Origin of the sequence: Microbacterium sp. NPDC056234, assembly GCF_042267585.1 — a bacterium.
In the GTDB taxonomy this organism is placed as follows: domain Bacteria; phylum Actinomycetota; class Actinomycetes; order Actinomycetales; family Microbacteriaceae; genus Microbacterium.
This window is the reverse complement of sequence record NZ_JBHJTE010000001.1, coordinates 1,008,428-1,022,819: the sequence shown is the minus strand read 5'-3', so window position 1 is coordinate 1,022,819 and position 14,392 is coordinate 1,008,428. Positions and strand designations below refer to the sequence as shown.

The window sequence follows — 14,392 nt, the reverse complement described above, 5'->3', positions numbered from 1 at the left end:
AGTGACCGCGTTTCGTCTCGGTCGGCTCCGCCGTCCTCGCTCAACGAACGAAGGCGGAGAAGGCTCCGCCTTCCTCGCTCAACGAAGAGGTGGGGCTACGCGCGGGACTGCGGTCGTGTCGCGCCTCTCGTGTCCAGCGCGAGCTCCTCGGCATCCATCGCCGTGATCAGCTCGCGCATGAGCTCCTCGTCCAGGTTTCCTGCGTCGCGCTCCTCGAGGAGGATCTCCCGCCGCACCTGCAGCCACCCTCTCGACAGCGCGACGAGGTCCTCGTAGGTCGGCCGGGCGGCCGCGTCCTCGGCCTCCTGCGCCCGGTCCGTCTCCTTCTCGACCTTCGTCATCCGCTTCGCGAACGCGTCGAAGATCGACAGGTCCCTCTCACCGTGCGCCCCGGCCCACTCCGTGCGCTTGCGATCGAGGAACTCGGCGCCGGCCTTCCTGGTCCGTGCGCGGACAGCCGCGAGCTCCGCGGCATCCTGCGCCTCATCGACATCGCTCGCCACGCCCAGACCTCGAATGAGCACGGGCAGCGTCAGCCCCTGCAGCAGAAGCGTGCCGACCGTCACGACGAAGGCGACGACCACGATCGCGTGGGATGCCTCGGCATCCAGCTCCGCGAGGTCGGCGGCGGCGAGCGCCGTCGCCAGAGTCACCACACCGCGCATTCCGGCCCACGAGATGACGGCGTTGTCCTTCCAGGTGAGCGCGGGCTCCGTCAGCCGAGCGCGGATCTCATCGGGCGTCGGACGTCGGCGGGGTCGCCTGACGGCCCGCTCCGGATGCTTGGCCGCGAACCGTTCCCGCCGCTCGTCATCCCGACGCTCCCTGCGCTCCCACTCCCCAGAGGCGACCGCCTTCTCCCATCGCCTCAGTCTGGCGTGCTGCATCCACACCGCCCACGCATGCGCCGGGTAGATGTAGGCCGGACGCACCAGCAGCACGACCACCAGCACGACGCCGGCGAGCAGGAGGATCTCGCCCACCGACTCGCGCCCCAGGTCGCTGATCACTCGCGGCAGCTGCAGTCCGATGTACGCGAACACGAAGCTCTCCAGCAGGAAGTCCGCCGAGAGCCACAGCGGCGTCTCCTGCTGTCGCGTGGTGTAGTCCGTCCGCGGCGCGTTGTATCCGACGTACAGCCCCATGGCGACGACCGCGAGCACCCCGGATCCGCCGAGATGCTCGGCGATCGCGTAGGCGCCGAACGGCACGAGAAGACCGAAGGTGCCGATGACGACCGGATCCGACAGACGCACCCTCAGCTGGTGCAGCAGGGCGCCGAAGACGAGCCCGACCGCGACACCCAAGACCACGGCGACGACGAACTGCCACACGCCGTCCCACACGCTGAGCGTCGCGCCCGCCACGATCGCCGCGAACACCCGGTACAGCGTCAGCGACGTCGCATCGTTGATCATGCTCTCACCGGACAGCACCGTCATCACCCGACGCGGTAGACCGAGCTTCCGTCCGATCGCGGCGGCCGACACGGCATCCGGCGGGGCGACGATCGCTCCCAGCAGCAGCGCGCCGGGGAGGGTCAGCGACGGGAAGATCAGCCACGCGACCAGCCCGACGACCAGCGCGGTGATGAGGACGAGCCAGATGCCCAGCCGACGGATCTGCGGCAGGCTCCGCTTGAATCCGACGAACGACACGTCCAGCGCTGCGGAGTACAGCAGCGGTGGCAGCACGAGGTTCAGCAGCAGGTGACCGTCGATCTCCAGCTCGGGCACGAACGGCAGGAAGGATGCGGCGAGCGCGACGACCGTCACCAGCAGCGGGGCAGGCCACCCTCGCCAGCGGGCGAAGGCCGCCACGGAGATCGCACCGACGAGGACGTAGAACAGCTCGGCATCCATGCGGTCAGGCTATCGCCCGGTCCGATGATCCACGCCGGGCGTCCAGACCTCCCGCAGCGGCGAGACCCCGCCGTATCGGCGCGGATACGACGGGGTCTCGCCGGCGGGACGGGTCTCGAGGATCCGGCCCGCCGCTCAGGCGGTCGCGAGCGCACGCGACGCCGCTGTGACGTCGGCCAGAGCGCGATGCGCGAGGTGATAGCGGATGTGCCAGCCGGCGCTGAAGCTCTGCCCCGGCAGGTGCTCCAGCCTCGCCCGGTCATGCGGGTCGAGTCCGTCTCGCGCGGCCTCCCGGAGCAGATCGTCCTTCGTCGCTGGGTACTCCATGTTCGCCAGGAAGGCGTCGAGTGCGGGGGAAACGGCCATGATGTTGCTCCTCTCTGATCAGGATCAGGATCAGGATGCCGGGGCGGGCGGCCCGCCCCGGCATCCGGGATTCGGGCGCTGGATCAGGCCGTGACGGCCTGGCGCTCGTCGCGGGACTCGATCGCGATCTTGCGCGGCTTGGCCCGCTCACTCACCGGGATGATGACGGACAGCACGCCTGACTCGTAGGACGCGCTGATCCCGTCGATGTCGACGCCGTCCCCCAGCGTGAACTGGCGCAGATAGTTGCCGGTGGTGCGCTCGCGCGCGAGCCAGCGGACGCCGTCGCGGATGTCGCCCGTGCGTTGAGCACGGATCGACAACTGACCGCCGTCGACGTCCACATCGATCGTGCCGGGGTCGACCCCGGGCAGATCCGCGCAGAGCACATACCGGTCGCCATCTCGGAAGAGATCGACGGGCATCACCCGCGGGGATCGGGCGGAGTCGAGCACGGCCGCCGCGAACCGGTCGAGCTGGCTGAGGGGATCGATAGTCATTGCCATGAGCGTTCTCCTTTCGTCTTCGGTTACTCAGCCCGTCACTGCAGATAATCTGCAGAATCGGCTGTATATTTTTTATAGGACGATTTGAGATGATCTGCAAGTTCGAGTGAGGAAATTCTCCGCATGCCCCAGCGAGATTCGAGTACGCCGTTGTATGGCATCGCCGTCGCCGCGCAACTGACCGGGGTACCCGAAGCCACGCTCCGACTGTTCGAGGCCAAGGGCCTGCTCACGCCGTCCCGCAGCGACGGCGGCACACGCCGCTACAGCGAGGACGACGTCGACCGGCTCCGCAGAGTCACCGGCCTGCGGAGCGAAGGCGTGAATCTCGCGGGCATCCGACGCGTGCTCGAGCTCGAGGACGAGAACGCGAGCCTGCGGGATGAGCTCGACGGCGGACAGGACTCGTCCGCAGGGGCTTGACCCCACCCCTGCCTCCGGCGTAAGCCGGAGGCAGGAGGGCGGAATGGAGCAATTCCCGGACCGGAAGGATGCCGGCCGGCGCCTCACGGTGAAGCTGTCGGAGCGCGAATGGACGGATCCGATCGTCCTGGCGCTCCCGCGCGGAGGCGTACCGGTGGCCGCCGAGGTCGCCCGCGCGCTCGACGCCGACCTCGACATCCTCATCGTGCGCAAACTCGGCGTTCCCGGTCACGAAGAGGTGGCCATGGGCGCGATCGGCGAGGACGGAGCCACGGTGCTCAACGACGACATCATCGGCATGAGCGCGATCACGGCGTCCGCGGTAACGTCCGCCGGCGAGCGCGAGCGACGCGAGGTCGATCGTCGTGTCGGTCTGCTGCGCGAGGGCCGCCCAGCCCCCGAACTCGCCGGAAGGACCGTGATCGTCGTCGACGACGGCATCGCGACGGGCGCGACAGCCAGGGCCGGCTGCGCGATCGCCAGGGCACGAGGCGCCGCCCGAGTCATCCTCGCCGTCCCGGTCGCCCCGCCGGATGCCCCGGCCCACGTCCCCGAGGCGGACGAGGTGATCTGCGTGCTGGCCCCTGAATCGCTGATGTCCGTCGGCATGCACTACATCGACTTCACCCAGGTCCCGGACGACGACGTGATCGAACAGCTGCGCGACTTCCGCGCCTGACGCCGGGAATACCGGCTCTCTCGACTCGGTTGCACCCGGGGATGTCAGACCACGCCGCCCCCGCCCTGTCCGTCCTCGACCTCGTGCCGGTGCGCACCGGGCAGACCAGCACGGAGGCGATCGCCGCCTCGCTCTCCCTGGCCGAGATCGCCGATCGCCTCGGGTACCGCCGCTACTGGTTCGCCGAGCATCACAACATGCCGGCCGTGGCATCCACCACTCCCCCCGTGCTGATCGCTGCGGCCGCCACGCGCACGAAGACGCTGCGCCTCGGCTCCGGCGGAGTCATGCTGCCGAACCACGCACCGCTGATCGTCGCCGAGCAGTTCGCCGCCCTCGAGGCGATCGCACCGGGGCGCATCGACCTCGGACTCGGCCGTGCACCGGGCAGCGACCCCGTGATCACCCAGCTGCTTCGAGGCTCGGGCACGACGAGCGACGTCGAGCAGTTCCCGCGCCATGTACAGGACATCACGCTGCTGCTGTCGGGCGACGGCGCCCAGGTGCAGTTCACCTCCGGCGGCGAGTACACGGTCCGCTCGACGCCCGCCGCAACCGGTGTGCCAGAGGTGTGGCTGCTGGGTTCGAGCGACTACTCCGCTCAACTCGCCGCCGCCCAGGGCCTGCCCTACGTGTTCGCCAACCACTTCTCCGGCCAGGGGCTGGAGCGCGCGCTCGACCTCTACCGTTCCGGGTACCAGCCGAGCGAGCAGCACCCGACGCCGCGGACCTTCCTCACCGTGAACGTGGTCGCCTCCCCGACGCAGGAGGAAGCGGAAGCACGGGCACTGCCTCAGCTGCGGATGATGTCGAGGCTCCGCCTGAACAAGCCGCTGACCGCACTCGAAACGGTCGAGGAGGCGCTGTCCGCAGCATCCGATCCCGCGACCGAGCAGGTCGTCCAGGCCGCTCGAGAGCGCTGGTTCGTCGGCACCGGAGAGTCGGTCGCGTCCGTGGTCACTGCCTTCGCCGCGAAGTACGGCGTCGACGAGGTCATGCTCTCCCCGGTCGCCGGAGCCTACGAGACCGAGTCGAAGGATGCCCCCACAGGCCGCGCCCAGACGCTCGAGCTCATCGCCGCCGCGCAGTAAGGCCGCCGGTCCCGCGCGAGAAACCACTTCCGCCGCGAGAACCATGCGTGCGCTGTTTTCGAGCGCCGCGATCGGTTTCTCGCGACCCCTGGCGCGCCCGCGCGGCGAGGCGTACGGTCAGGAGCATCGGAAGAAGGGAGCGCCATGAGCACCACGAAGACACGCGCACTGTGGGTCGCCTACGGGACGAACGGCGTGAGCGGGAGCATCCGGCACGAGGACGACGGCTATGTCGTCGTGATGGCCGGAGCGGATGCCGTGACCGGGACGTACCCGAGCCTGGAATCCGCCAAGGGAGCGCTGCACTCGCACATGCCGCCCGGCAGTGCGTGGCCGCGGTTCCAGGAGCACTGAACCGGAGAGCGCAAGGCGTCGCGCGCCGTTGCGGCGCGTGACGCCTACGCCTCGGGTTCGCCCGAGAGCAGAGCCCGCAACCAGTCCCGCGCCTCGACGAAGATGTCGTCGGAGTACCGATCGGGATACTGCACGATCTGCCGGTCCGCCCGCGGATACGATCCGAGGAAGACCACGCGGGGGCTGAAGCGCCGGATGCCGAGCAGCGCGTCGGCCATCCGCTCGTCCTGCACGTGCCCATCGGCGTCGATGACGAAACGGTAGCGACCGAGTTCGTCACCGATCGGACGCGATTCGATGAGCGACAGGTTGATGCCGCGGGTCGAGAACTGCTCGAGCATCTCGAGCAGGGAACCCGGGTGATCGTGCGGCAGCTCGACGATGAGCGAGGTCTTGTCCGCGCCGGTCGGCGAGGGAGGAGTCGTCGTCCCTGTCACCAGCACGAACCTGGTGACCGCCTGCTTGTTGTCGCCGATCTCGGACGCCAGCACCTCGACGTCGTAGTGCTGCACGATGCCGGGGGCGGCGATGGCGGCCTGCGCCGGGCTCGTGCCGTCCAGCACGCCGATCGCCGAGGCCACGTTGCTCGCCGCGGGGACATGCGAGTGGTTGGGCAGGTTGGCGCCGAGCCAACCGTGGCACTGCGCGTACGCGACCGGATGCGCGGCGATCACCGTGACGTCCTCGAGTTTCGTGCCCCGCGGGGCGACGAGCACGAAGTTCACCTTCACCAGGTATTCGCCGATGATGCGCAGCCCCGCGAGAGTGGCCAGCGCATCCTGGGTCGTGGAGACGCCGCCCTCGATCGAATTCTCGATCGCGATCATCGCGGCGTGGCTGCGGCCCTCGAGCACGTCGGCGAGCGCTTCACCGACGTTGTGCACGGCCCGCCAGTCCTGGCCTCTGGCCTCGGCGACCTGATCGAGCGCGGCCTCCGTGAAGGTGCCGGCAGGGCCGAGATAGCTGTAGGTGCGCCGTTCAGTCACGCGTTTCACCTTAGCCCTCCCGATGTCGACTCGAAGGTGCACGCGTCGCCGCTTTGGGGGCAGACTGGACATATGACGAGCCGTGCCGGCCTCCCCGCGGAGGAAAGTGACCTCATCGATGTCGACGCGCTGATCGCCGCGTACTACGACCGCCATCCGGATCCGTCCGATCCGGCCCAGCGGGTCGCCTTCGGCACGAGCGGTCACCGCGGATCAGCGCTCACCGGCAGTTTCAACGAGAACCACATCCTGGCCACCACCCAGGCGATCGTCGACTACCGCACCGCTCAGGGCATCACCGGGCCGCTGTTCCTCGGCCGAGACACGCATGCGCTGTCGCTGCCCGCCGAACGCAGCGCGATCGAGGTGCTCGTCGCGAACGGTGTCGACCTCCGCGTCGACGCGCGCGACTCGTGGGTTCCGACCCCGGCGCTCAGCCACGCGATCCTCGCCTTCAACCGCGGTCTGGCCGCCGACGCCCCGGGCCGCGCAGACGGAATCGTCGTCACCCCGTCGCACAACCCGCCGCGCGACGGCGGGTTCAAGTACAACCCGCCGCACGGCGGCCCTGCCGACACGGACGCCACCGGATGGATCGCCGACCGCGCGAACGCCCTCCTCGAAGCAGGACTGGAAGGCGTGAAGTTCGAGCGCTTCTCGGACATCGACTGGGACGCGCTGCCCAGCTACGACTTCCGCGACGCATATGTGCGCGACATCGGTTCGATCATCGACGTCGACGCCATCAAGCGCGCCGGTGTCCGCATCGGCGCCGACCCGCTCGGCGGGGCGTCCGTGGACTACTGGGCGCTCATCAAAGAGGTCTACGGCCTCGACCTCACGGTCGTGAATCCCGAAGTGGACCCGACGTGGCGTTTCATGACGCTGGACTGGGACGAGAAGATCCGCATGGATCCGTCCTCCCCGTCCGCGATGGCGTCCCTGGTGGCACGCCGCGCCGATTTCGACATCCTCACCGGGAACGATGCGGATGCCGACCGTCACGGCATCGTGACGCCTGATGCCGGGCTCATGAACCCCAACCATTACCTCGCCGTCGCGATCGACTACCTGTTCTCGCACCGAGCGGAGTGGCCGCGCGATGCCGCGATCGGCAAGACCCTGGTGTCGTCCATGATCATCGACCGCGTCGCCGAGTCGCTCGGGCGCCGCCTGCTCGAGGTCCCGGTCGGCTTCAAGTGGTTCGTCCCGGGCCTTCTGGACGGCTCCGTCGCGTTCGGCGGCGAGGAGTCGGCAGGCGCGTCATTCCTGCGCAAGGACGGTTCGGTCTGGTCGACGGACAAGGACGGCATCCTGCTCTGCCTGCTCGCCGCCGAGATCATCGCGGTGACGGGGAAGACTCCGTCCGAGCGCTATCGCGAGCTGGAGGAGGCGTTCGGCTCCTCCGCCTACCAGCGCGTCGATGCTCCGGCATCCCCCGAGCAGAAGGCCGCACTGGGCAGACTGGCTCCGGATGCCGTGTCGACCGGGACTCTGGCCGGCGAGCCGATCACCGCCAAGCTGTCGCACGCACCGGGCAACGGCGCAGCGATCGGCGGGCTCAAGGTGCAGACCGAGCACGCCTGGTTCGCCGCGCGCCCGTCCGGGACCGAGGACGTCTACAAGCTGTACGCCGAGAGCCTGCGCGGACCGGACCACCTCGCCCAGGTGCAGGAGGAGGCGCGGGCCGTCGTGACCGAGGCGCTCGGCGGCTGACGCTCCGCGCTGGTCTCCATCCCGGTTCGCCGGGTCGTGAGATCTACGTTGTGAGGCGAGACGTGCGCAGGCTGGCCAGGTTCAGCCTGCAGAGTCAGTCTCGCGGACAGCCAGGGCGAGCGCAGCACCGGCGGCGCGCAGCCACTGCGCCGCATCGGCCTGCGCGGCCTCACCCGATCCCGCGAGGTCTGTCAACGATGCGGATGCCGCGAACGCGCTCGTCTCGGCATCCGGCGTGATGCGGCCGGCGGCGAGGAGTACCGGCACGCCGGCATCCGCGGCGAGGCCCGCGACGAACGACGGGACCTTGCCGTCACCGGACTGTCCGTCGAACGATCCCTCGCCGGTGATGACGACGTCCGCCTCGGCGATCGCGTCGGCAAGGTCGATCAGCTCAGCGACAGCCCCGGCACCAGGAGTGAGCGTCGCGCCCCACGCGACCAGCGCCGCACCGGCACCGCCGGCCGCGCCCGTGCCTGGATGCGCTGGATCGAGGCGCAGCAATTCAGCGAGTCGCGCGAGTGCCGCATCCACCGCCCGGATGTCTTCCGGATCGGTCAGGCCCTTCTGCGGTCCGAACACCGCCGCGGCCCCCCGCTCGCCGATCAGCGGATTCGTCACATCGGTGAGCACGCGCACGTCCGGGGCGGGCCACAGCCCGGTCAGATGCACCGAGGCGACATCGCACAGTCCAGCCGCGCCCGGCGCGACCTGTTCGCCGTCGCGGTCGAGGAAACGCGCGCCGAGCGCGGTCAGCAGTCCCATCCCGCCGTCGGTCGACGCACTGGATCCGATGCCGAGCACGAGGCGCGAGACGCCGGCATCCAGCGCGGCGGCGATGGCCTGCCCGAAGCCGGTCGTGTCGGCATCCCACGGGCGCAGCTCGTCAAGCAGCTCGATTCCGGACGTGGAGGCGAGGTCGACGACCGCCGTTCCGCTCGGCGAATCCGGAGTCGGCGGCAGCCACAGCCACGTGCTGGTGATGGGCTCGCCGGCCGGACCGTCGACGATCACCGAGTGCCGCTTCGCGCCGTCGACGGCGGCCTCGAACGCGGCGACGGTGCCTTCGCCGCCGTCTGCCATCGGCCGAAGCAGGAAGTCGGCGTCGTGCTCGACCTCGGCCCACCCCTGAGCGAGGGACGCCGCGGCATCCGCAGCGGAGATGGAGCCCTTGAAGCTGTCCGGGGCGATGACGATGCGGCGGGGTCGACGACCCACGCCGCTCACGGAGTGCTCTCCCGCACGACGACCTCGAGTTCGAGCGGCGTCTGCGTCCAGTCCTCGTCCACCGTCGCGCGGAACGCCTGGTAGCCGACCTCGGTCAGCGGCACGCGCACCGTCGTCAACGGCGGAGTCACGTCGAGACTCACAGGCACATCGTCGAACCCGCAGATGGCGATGTCGGCGCCGATGTCGCGGCCGGCATCCCTGATCGCCGACATCGCACCGATCGCGACGACATCGCTCATGCCGAACACCAGCGTGCCTGGTTCGATCCCGTCGGCCAGTGCCGCGGCCATCGCGGTCGCGCCGGACTCACGGGCGAAGCCGGCGCGATAGACGCGGTCGGCCATACCGCCGCCCGCCGTGAAGCCTGCGTGGAATCCCGCGATGCGGTCATCGGACGTGCGGATTCCCTCGGCCGCTGCGAGAACGACCGCGTTCCGGTATCCGCGCGCGGCCATCGCCTCGCCCAGCATCCGGGCTCCGGCGACGTTGTCGATCTCCACGATCCGCTCGTCGGCGATGCTTCCGCCGAACGAGACCACGCGGCCGCCGAGACGCGAGAACGCCTCGACCTCATCGCGCATCGCGGTGTCCTCTCCGCCTCGCGACGCCGCCAGGATGAGACCCTGCGGTCGCTGTCCTCGCAGCGCCCGCACGAGGCGCAGCTCGCGCTCGGCATCGCGCTCCGTGACCGCGATCGTGACGATGAGACCCTGCTCATCCGCGCCACGCGCCACGCCGGATGCGATGAGACCGAAGTACGGATCGGCGATGTCGGCGACCAGCAGCGCGATCACCGAAGACGTTCCGCGGACCGTCGCCTGGGCCAGGATGTTCGTCGTGTAACCGAGCTTCTCCGCCGCCTGGCGCACCCGCTCGCGATTCTCGTCCTTGACGTTGCGGACCGAGCCGTTGAGTGCGCGGGACGCCGTGGCCAGCGAGACGCCTGCCTCGCGCGCGACGTCGTGCAGCGTGGGCGTGGCACCGCGCCCGGGACGCGCGGCCGGAGGCTCCTGAACTGGGGTCATGATCCAGAGCCTAGTGTCGGTGACGGCTCAGACACCGTCACGGTATGCCTTCAGCGCCGCGGCTTCACGCGCGAGAATCGCAGGGTCGTCATCGGGTACGAACTCCAGCAGAGCATCCCGCGGCGGCGTCGACGACGCGGATGCCGCGGCGAAGAACCCGCGCCACAGATCGTCTCGGTAGGCCAGGGGACGTCGCTCGGTGCGCGGCCACCACGAGAACACGTGCGCGGCGCTCACCCGATCGGCGACCTGACGGTACTCGGCGACCGCGATCGCGTCGGACACGCCGACCGTCGGCTGCCAGTACGTGCGCAACGACGGGTGGCCGACCTCGTCCAGCACCCGCAGGGTCGTCTCCGGCGCGTTCGTCAGCGTCCCGCCGTGGAACTCGAGCGCGAGCTCGATCCCGCGCTCGGAGGCCGCCTCCGCCGCCGCTCGCAGACGATCGACCGTCCCCGCGTGCTCAGCCTCCGTCGCCTCCGCCGCGTCGATCGACCCCGCCCACACTCGCACACGACGGGCGCCGAGCTCGGACGCGCTGTCCAGCACCGGGCCGATGTCCTCGCCCTCTCCGGCGCGGAAGTACGACCCGTACGACGCGACGGCGAGCCCGGCATCCGCTGTCAGTGCCGCCACGTGCCTGGCCGTCACCGCATCGCCGGGCGGCACATGGATGTCGCCGCCCCACTCGATCGATTCCAGCCTCGCCTGCGCGGCGAGCGCCACGATGTGCGCGGCGCCCAACCCGCGGAACGTCACCGAGCACAGTCCGATTCGGATGGTCATTCCAGCTGTCTCCTTGGCGTTCGAATCGCTGTGTTCGCTGCGGAAATAGGTGCCGGCGAGCGGACACAGCGATTCGAACAGGTTAGAGGTGGGGGGCGACCGCGGCGTCGAAGGCCGCGGCGGTGCGACGCACGACCTCGACCGGGTCGGTCGCCCAGACGTCCTCATTGAAGATCTCGACCTCGATGTCACCGGTGTAGCCGGCCTCCACGACAGCGCGCGTCAGGCTCCCGAAGTCGATCACGCCGTCGCCGGGGTAGTGACGGCTGAGCAGCACGTCGGCGGCCAGCGGGGTCTTCCAGTCGCACACCTGATACGTCGCGATGCGGCCCTCGCGGCCCGCACGCGCGATCTGGTCGAGAACCTGCGGGTCCCAGAAGATGTGGAACGTGTCCACCGTCGCCCCCACCACGGCCGGGTCGAAGTCCGCCGCGATGTCGAGCGCCTGACCGAGCGTGGACACCACGCAGCGGTCGGACGCGTACATCGGATGCAGCGGCTCGATCGCGAGGGTCACACCGGCGGCCGCGGCATCCGAAACCAGCTCGCCGATCGCATCGCGCACCCGCTCGCGGGCGCCGATGATGTCGCGCGACCCCTCGGGCAGCCCACCGGCGACGAGCACGAGGATCGAGGTCGACCCATCGGCTCCGGCCGCGGCCAGCGTTGCAGTCTCCTCGATCGCGCGGCGATTGTCGTCCAGTGCCTGCACGCGAGCAGGGCCGTCCGGCAGCGTGAAGAACCCGCCGCGGCAGTGGGTCGTGAACCGCAGCCCCGAATCGGTAAGCATCTCGGCCGCCGTCGCGAGACCGACCTCGTTCACCGGCTCCCGCCACAGCCCGATCGCATCGACCCCACCATCGACGGTCGCGCTCAGCGCCTCCGCAAGGTTGGCGTACTTGATCGTGGCCTGGTTGATCGACAGCTTCGGATGGCTCATGCACCCACTCCGTTCAGGCGCAGCATCCCGTGCCAGCGCTCGAGCGCGAGCTCGGGCTGCTCCAGCGCGAGCGAGATGTTCGCGAGCTCGACGATGCGGCTGAGGTGCGGAAGGCTCCGCGCCGAGTGCAGACCGCCGATCATCTGGAACGCGGGCTGGTGCCCGTTGAGCCAGGCGAGGAACGCGACACCCGTCTTGTAATAGAACGTGGGAGCGGCGAACACCTGGCGGCTGAGCTCCTCGGTCGGGCCGAGGATGCGCTCGTAGGCCGCGGTGTCTCCGGCATCCAGAGCCTGGATCGCCGCCGACGCGACCGGAGTGATCGCGGCGAAGGCTCCCAGCAGGGCGTCGGAGTACGGACGCGCGCCGACGCCCGAGTCCCCGATGAGACCCACGTAGTTGAAGTCGTCGCCGGTGAACATGCGCACGCCCTCGGGCAAGCGCGAGCGCACCGAGATCTCCGATTCGGCGTTCAGCAGGCTCATCTTCACGCCCGCGACCTTGCCCGGGTTCTCGGCGATGATGTCGAGCAGCACCGCCGACGCCGTCTCCCAGTCGGCGGCACCGAAGTAGCCGGCGAGCTCGGGGTCGAACGCGGTGCCCAGCCAGTGCAGCACCACGGGAACCGTCGCCGACGAGAGCACCGCGCGGTACACCCGGCGGTAGTCGTCGGCCGACGACGCGACCCGCGCGAGATGACGCGACGCCATCAGCACGGGCCCCGCGCCCTGCTCCTCCGTGAAGTGCAGCTGCTCCTTGTAGGCGTCGATCACCTGATCGAGCGAGATGTGCGACTCGGCCACGTGGTCGGTGTTGACGCCGACCACGACGGAGCCGCCCTCTTCACGGGCGACCTGGGCGCTGCGCGAAATGAGTTCGCGGGTGGCCGCGGCATCCAGTCCCATGTTGCGCTGGGCAGTATCCATGGCGTCCGCGACGCCGAGGCCCCACGAGTACACGTTGCGCCGGAACGCGAGCGTCGAATCCCAGTCGATGTCGGCCGGCTGGCCGGGGGTGTTGTCCCCCCAGACCACCGGCACGACGTGCGCGGCCGCGTAGGCGACGCGGCTCTGCAGCGGCGACGTCGGGCGCGTGTACGCGCCGGAGTCGTTCAGTGCGGCATCCGAGAGCTCCCCGGATGCCGAGAGGAGGCGAAGCGTCGACATCAGAGGGACAGCTGCTCGATCGCGACCTTGCGGCCCTCGGCGTTCGACGCGAGGCCGGCCTCGGCGAACTGCACACCGCGGGCACCGGCGAGCAGGTCGAAGGCGTAGTCGGTGCCGAGCACGTAGGACTCCAGGTACTCCTCCCACTGCTGACGGAAGCCGTTGAGGAACACGTCGTTCGTCGGCACCTTCTGCCAGTCGGCGTCGTAGTCGTGGCTGTCCTCGAGGTCGGGGTTCCACACCGGCTTGGGCGTCGCGTTGCGCGGCTGGATCTTCGCTCCGAACAGGCCGACCACGGCCGAGCCGTGCGTGCCGTCCACCTGGAACTCGACCAGCTCGTCGCGGTTCACGCGGACCGTCCACGAGGAGTTGATCTCGGCGATGATGCCGCCCTCGAGCTCGAAGATGCCGTACGCGGCGTCCTCGGCGGTGGCGGTGTAGTGCTCGCCCTTCTCGTCCCAGCGGTCCGCGATGTGCACGGCGGCCTGCGCGTACACGCTCTTGACCTCGCCGAAGAGGTTCTCCAGCACGTAGTTCCAGTGCGGGAACATGTCTGTGATGATGCCGCCGCCGTCTTCGGTGCGGTAGTTCCAGCTCGGGCGCTGCGCCGGCTGCCAGTCGCCCTCGAAGACCCAGTAGCCGAACTCGCCGCGCACTGACAGGATGCGACCGAAGAAGCCCGAGTCGATGAGGCGCTTGAGCTTCTGCAGCCCCGGGAGATAGAGCTTGTCGTGCACGACGCCGGTCTTGACGCCGGCCTCCTGCGCGAGGCGCGCGAGCTCGAGCGCCTCTTCCAGGGACTCCGCGGTGGGCTTCTCGGTGTAGATGGCCTTGCCGGCGGCGATCGCCTTGCGGATCGCGGTCGCGCGCGCCTTCGTGACGAGGAAGTCGGCGTAGATCTCCCACTTCGGGTCGGCCAGAGCAGCGTCGAGATCCGTCGTGTAGTCCTCGATGCCGTGCTTGGCCGCCAGCTCGGCGAGCTTCTGCTCGCTGCGGCCGACGAGGATCGGCTTCACGGTGACGCGGGTGCCGTCGGACAGCTCGATGCCACCCTGATCGCGGATCGCGAGAATCGAGCGCACCAGGTGCTGCCGGTAGCCCATGCGTCCGGAGACGCCGTTCATGATGATCCCGATCTCGCGGGTCGTCGCCTGTGACATTGCTTTCCGTTCGTGAGGTCGGCATCCACTTCGGGATGCTGGGGTAAACGCTTTCCGTTAGTGTGCCATGCCTCCAGGTCCGAACGCAAGCACCACGAAGCC

Annotated in this window: 15 protein-coding genes; 5 read left to right on the top strand and 10 right to left on the bottom strand. The window is 69.5% G+C overall.

Features of this window, described 5'->3' with window-relative positions; genetic code table 11:
* Positions 1–95: 95 nt before the first annotated feature.
* The 3 genes from ACFCYE_RS04845 to ACFCYE_RS04835 all read right to left on the bottom strand — a co-directional run bounded on the left by ACFCYE_RS04845 (position 96) and on the right by ACFCYE_RS04835 (position 2,734).
* The gene (locus ACFCYE_RS04845) at positions 96–1,862 is read right to left on the bottom strand and encodes a cation:proton antiporter (RefSeq protein WP_376176769.1); all 1,767 of its coding nucleotides are present in this window, start codon (positions 1,860–1,862) and stop codon (positions 96–98) included.
* 135 nt (positions 1,863–1,997) lie between these two features.
* On the bottom strand, positions 1,998–2,228 hold the full coding sequence (locus ACFCYE_RS04840) for a DUF2795 domain-containing protein (RefSeq protein WP_376176768.1): 231 nt from the start codon (positions 2,226–2,228) through the stop codon (positions 1,998–2,000).
* Positions 2,229–2,311: 83 nt separating this feature from the next.
* On the bottom strand, positions 2,312–2,734 hold the full coding sequence (locus ACFCYE_RS04835; protein WP_376176766.1) for an Hsp20/alpha crystallin family protein: 423 nt from the start codon (positions 2,732–2,734) through the stop codon (positions 2,312–2,314).
* 123 nt (positions 2,735–2,857) lie between these two features.
* Here ACFCYE_RS04835 and ACFCYE_RS04830 point away from each other — a divergent pair, with 123 nt between their 5' ends.
* The 4 genes from ACFCYE_RS04830 to ACFCYE_RS04815 all read left to right on the top strand — a co-directional run bounded on the left by ACFCYE_RS04830 (position 2,858) and on the right by ACFCYE_RS04815 (position 5,281).
* Positions 2,858–3,157: a MerR family transcriptional regulator gene (locus ACFCYE_RS04830; protein WP_376176764.1), complete on the top strand. Its 300-nt coding sequence runs from the start codon at positions 2,858–2,860 to the stop codon at positions 3,155–3,157.
* A 43-nt stretch (positions 3,158–3,200) separates the two neighbouring features.
* Positions 3,201–3,836: a phosphoribosyltransferase gene (locus tag ACFCYE_RS04825; RefSeq protein WP_376176763.1), complete on the top strand. Its 636-nt coding sequence runs from the start codon at positions 3,201–3,203 to the stop codon at positions 3,834–3,836.
* A gap of 41 nt (positions 3,837–3,877) precedes the next feature.
* On the top strand, positions 3,878–4,927 hold the full coding sequence (locus ACFCYE_RS04820; protein WP_376176761.1) for an LLM class flavin-dependent oxidoreductase: 1,050 nt from the start codon (positions 3,878–3,880) through the stop codon (positions 4,925–4,927).
* Between the two features lie 144 nt (positions 4,928–5,071).
* Entirely contained in the window at positions 5,072–5,281 is a 210-nt protein-coding gene (locus tag ACFCYE_RS04815) for a methyltransferase (RefSeq protein ID WP_376176759.1), read from the top strand.
* 44 nt (positions 5,282–5,325) lie between these two features.
* Here the strand turns inward: ACFCYE_RS04815 and pheA are convergent, their stop codons facing one another.
* A complete protein-coding gene (gene pheA / locus ACFCYE_RS04810) occupies positions 5,326–6,276 on the bottom strand; it encodes a prephenate dehydratase (protein ID WP_376176758.1) in 951 nt (316 codons plus the stop codon).
* Positions 6,277–6,339: 63 nt separating this feature from the next.
* Here pheA and pgm point away from each other — a divergent pair, with 63 nt between their 5' ends.
* The gene (gene pgm / locus ACFCYE_RS04805) at positions 6,340–7,983 is read left to right on the top strand and encodes a phosphoglucomutase (alpha-D-glucose-1,6-bisphosphate-dependent) (protein WP_376176756.1); all 1,644 of its coding nucleotides are present in this window, start codon (positions 6,340–6,342) and stop codon (positions 7,981–7,983) included.
* A gap of 81 nt (positions 7,984–8,064) precedes the next feature.
* Here pgm and ACFCYE_RS04800 read toward each other — a convergent pair whose 3' ends face one another.
* The 6 genes from ACFCYE_RS04800 to ACFCYE_RS04775 all read right to left on the bottom strand — a co-directional run bounded on the left by ACFCYE_RS04800 (position 8,065) and on the right by ACFCYE_RS04775 (position 14,290).
* Positions 8,065–9,210, bottom strand: a complete 1,146-nt coding sequence (locus ACFCYE_RS04800) for a glycerate kinase (RefSeq protein ID WP_376176754.1) — start codon at positions 9,208–9,210, stop codon at positions 8,065–8,067.
* Positions 9,207–10,238, bottom strand: coding sequence for a LacI family DNA-binding transcriptional regulator (locus ACFCYE_RS04795; protein WP_376176752.1), 1,032 nt, complete (start codon positions 10,236–10,238; stop codon positions 9,207–9,209). The genes ACFCYE_RS04800 and ACFCYE_RS04795 overlap by 4 nt, the downstream gene beginning before the upstream one ends.
* Before the next feature lie 27 nt (positions 10,239–10,265).
* The gene (locus ACFCYE_RS04790) at positions 10,266–11,024 is read right to left on the bottom strand and encodes a sugar phosphate isomerase/epimerase family protein (protein ID WP_376176750.1); all 759 of its coding nucleotides are present in this window, start codon (positions 11,022–11,024) and stop codon (positions 10,266–10,268) included.
* A gap of 82 nt (positions 11,025–11,106) precedes the next feature.
* Positions 11,107–11,964: a sugar phosphate isomerase/epimerase family protein gene (locus ACFCYE_RS04785; RefSeq protein WP_376176749.1), complete on the bottom strand. Its 858-nt coding sequence runs from the start codon at positions 11,962–11,964 to the stop codon at positions 11,107–11,109.
* The gene (locus ACFCYE_RS04780) at positions 11,961–13,130 is read right to left on the bottom strand and encodes a dihydrodipicolinate synthase family protein (protein WP_376176747.1); all 1,170 of its coding nucleotides are present in this window, start codon (positions 13,128–13,130) and stop codon (positions 11,961–11,963) included. The genes ACFCYE_RS04785 and ACFCYE_RS04780 overlap by 4 nt, the downstream gene beginning before the upstream one ends.
* Positions 13,130–14,290, bottom strand: a complete 1,161-nt coding sequence (locus ACFCYE_RS04775) for a Gfo/Idh/MocA family protein (protein WP_376176745.1) — start codon at positions 14,288–14,290, stop codon at positions 13,130–13,132. The genes ACFCYE_RS04780 and ACFCYE_RS04775 overlap by 1 nt, the downstream gene beginning before the upstream one ends.
* Between the last annotated feature and the right edge of the window lie 102 nt (positions 14,291–14,392).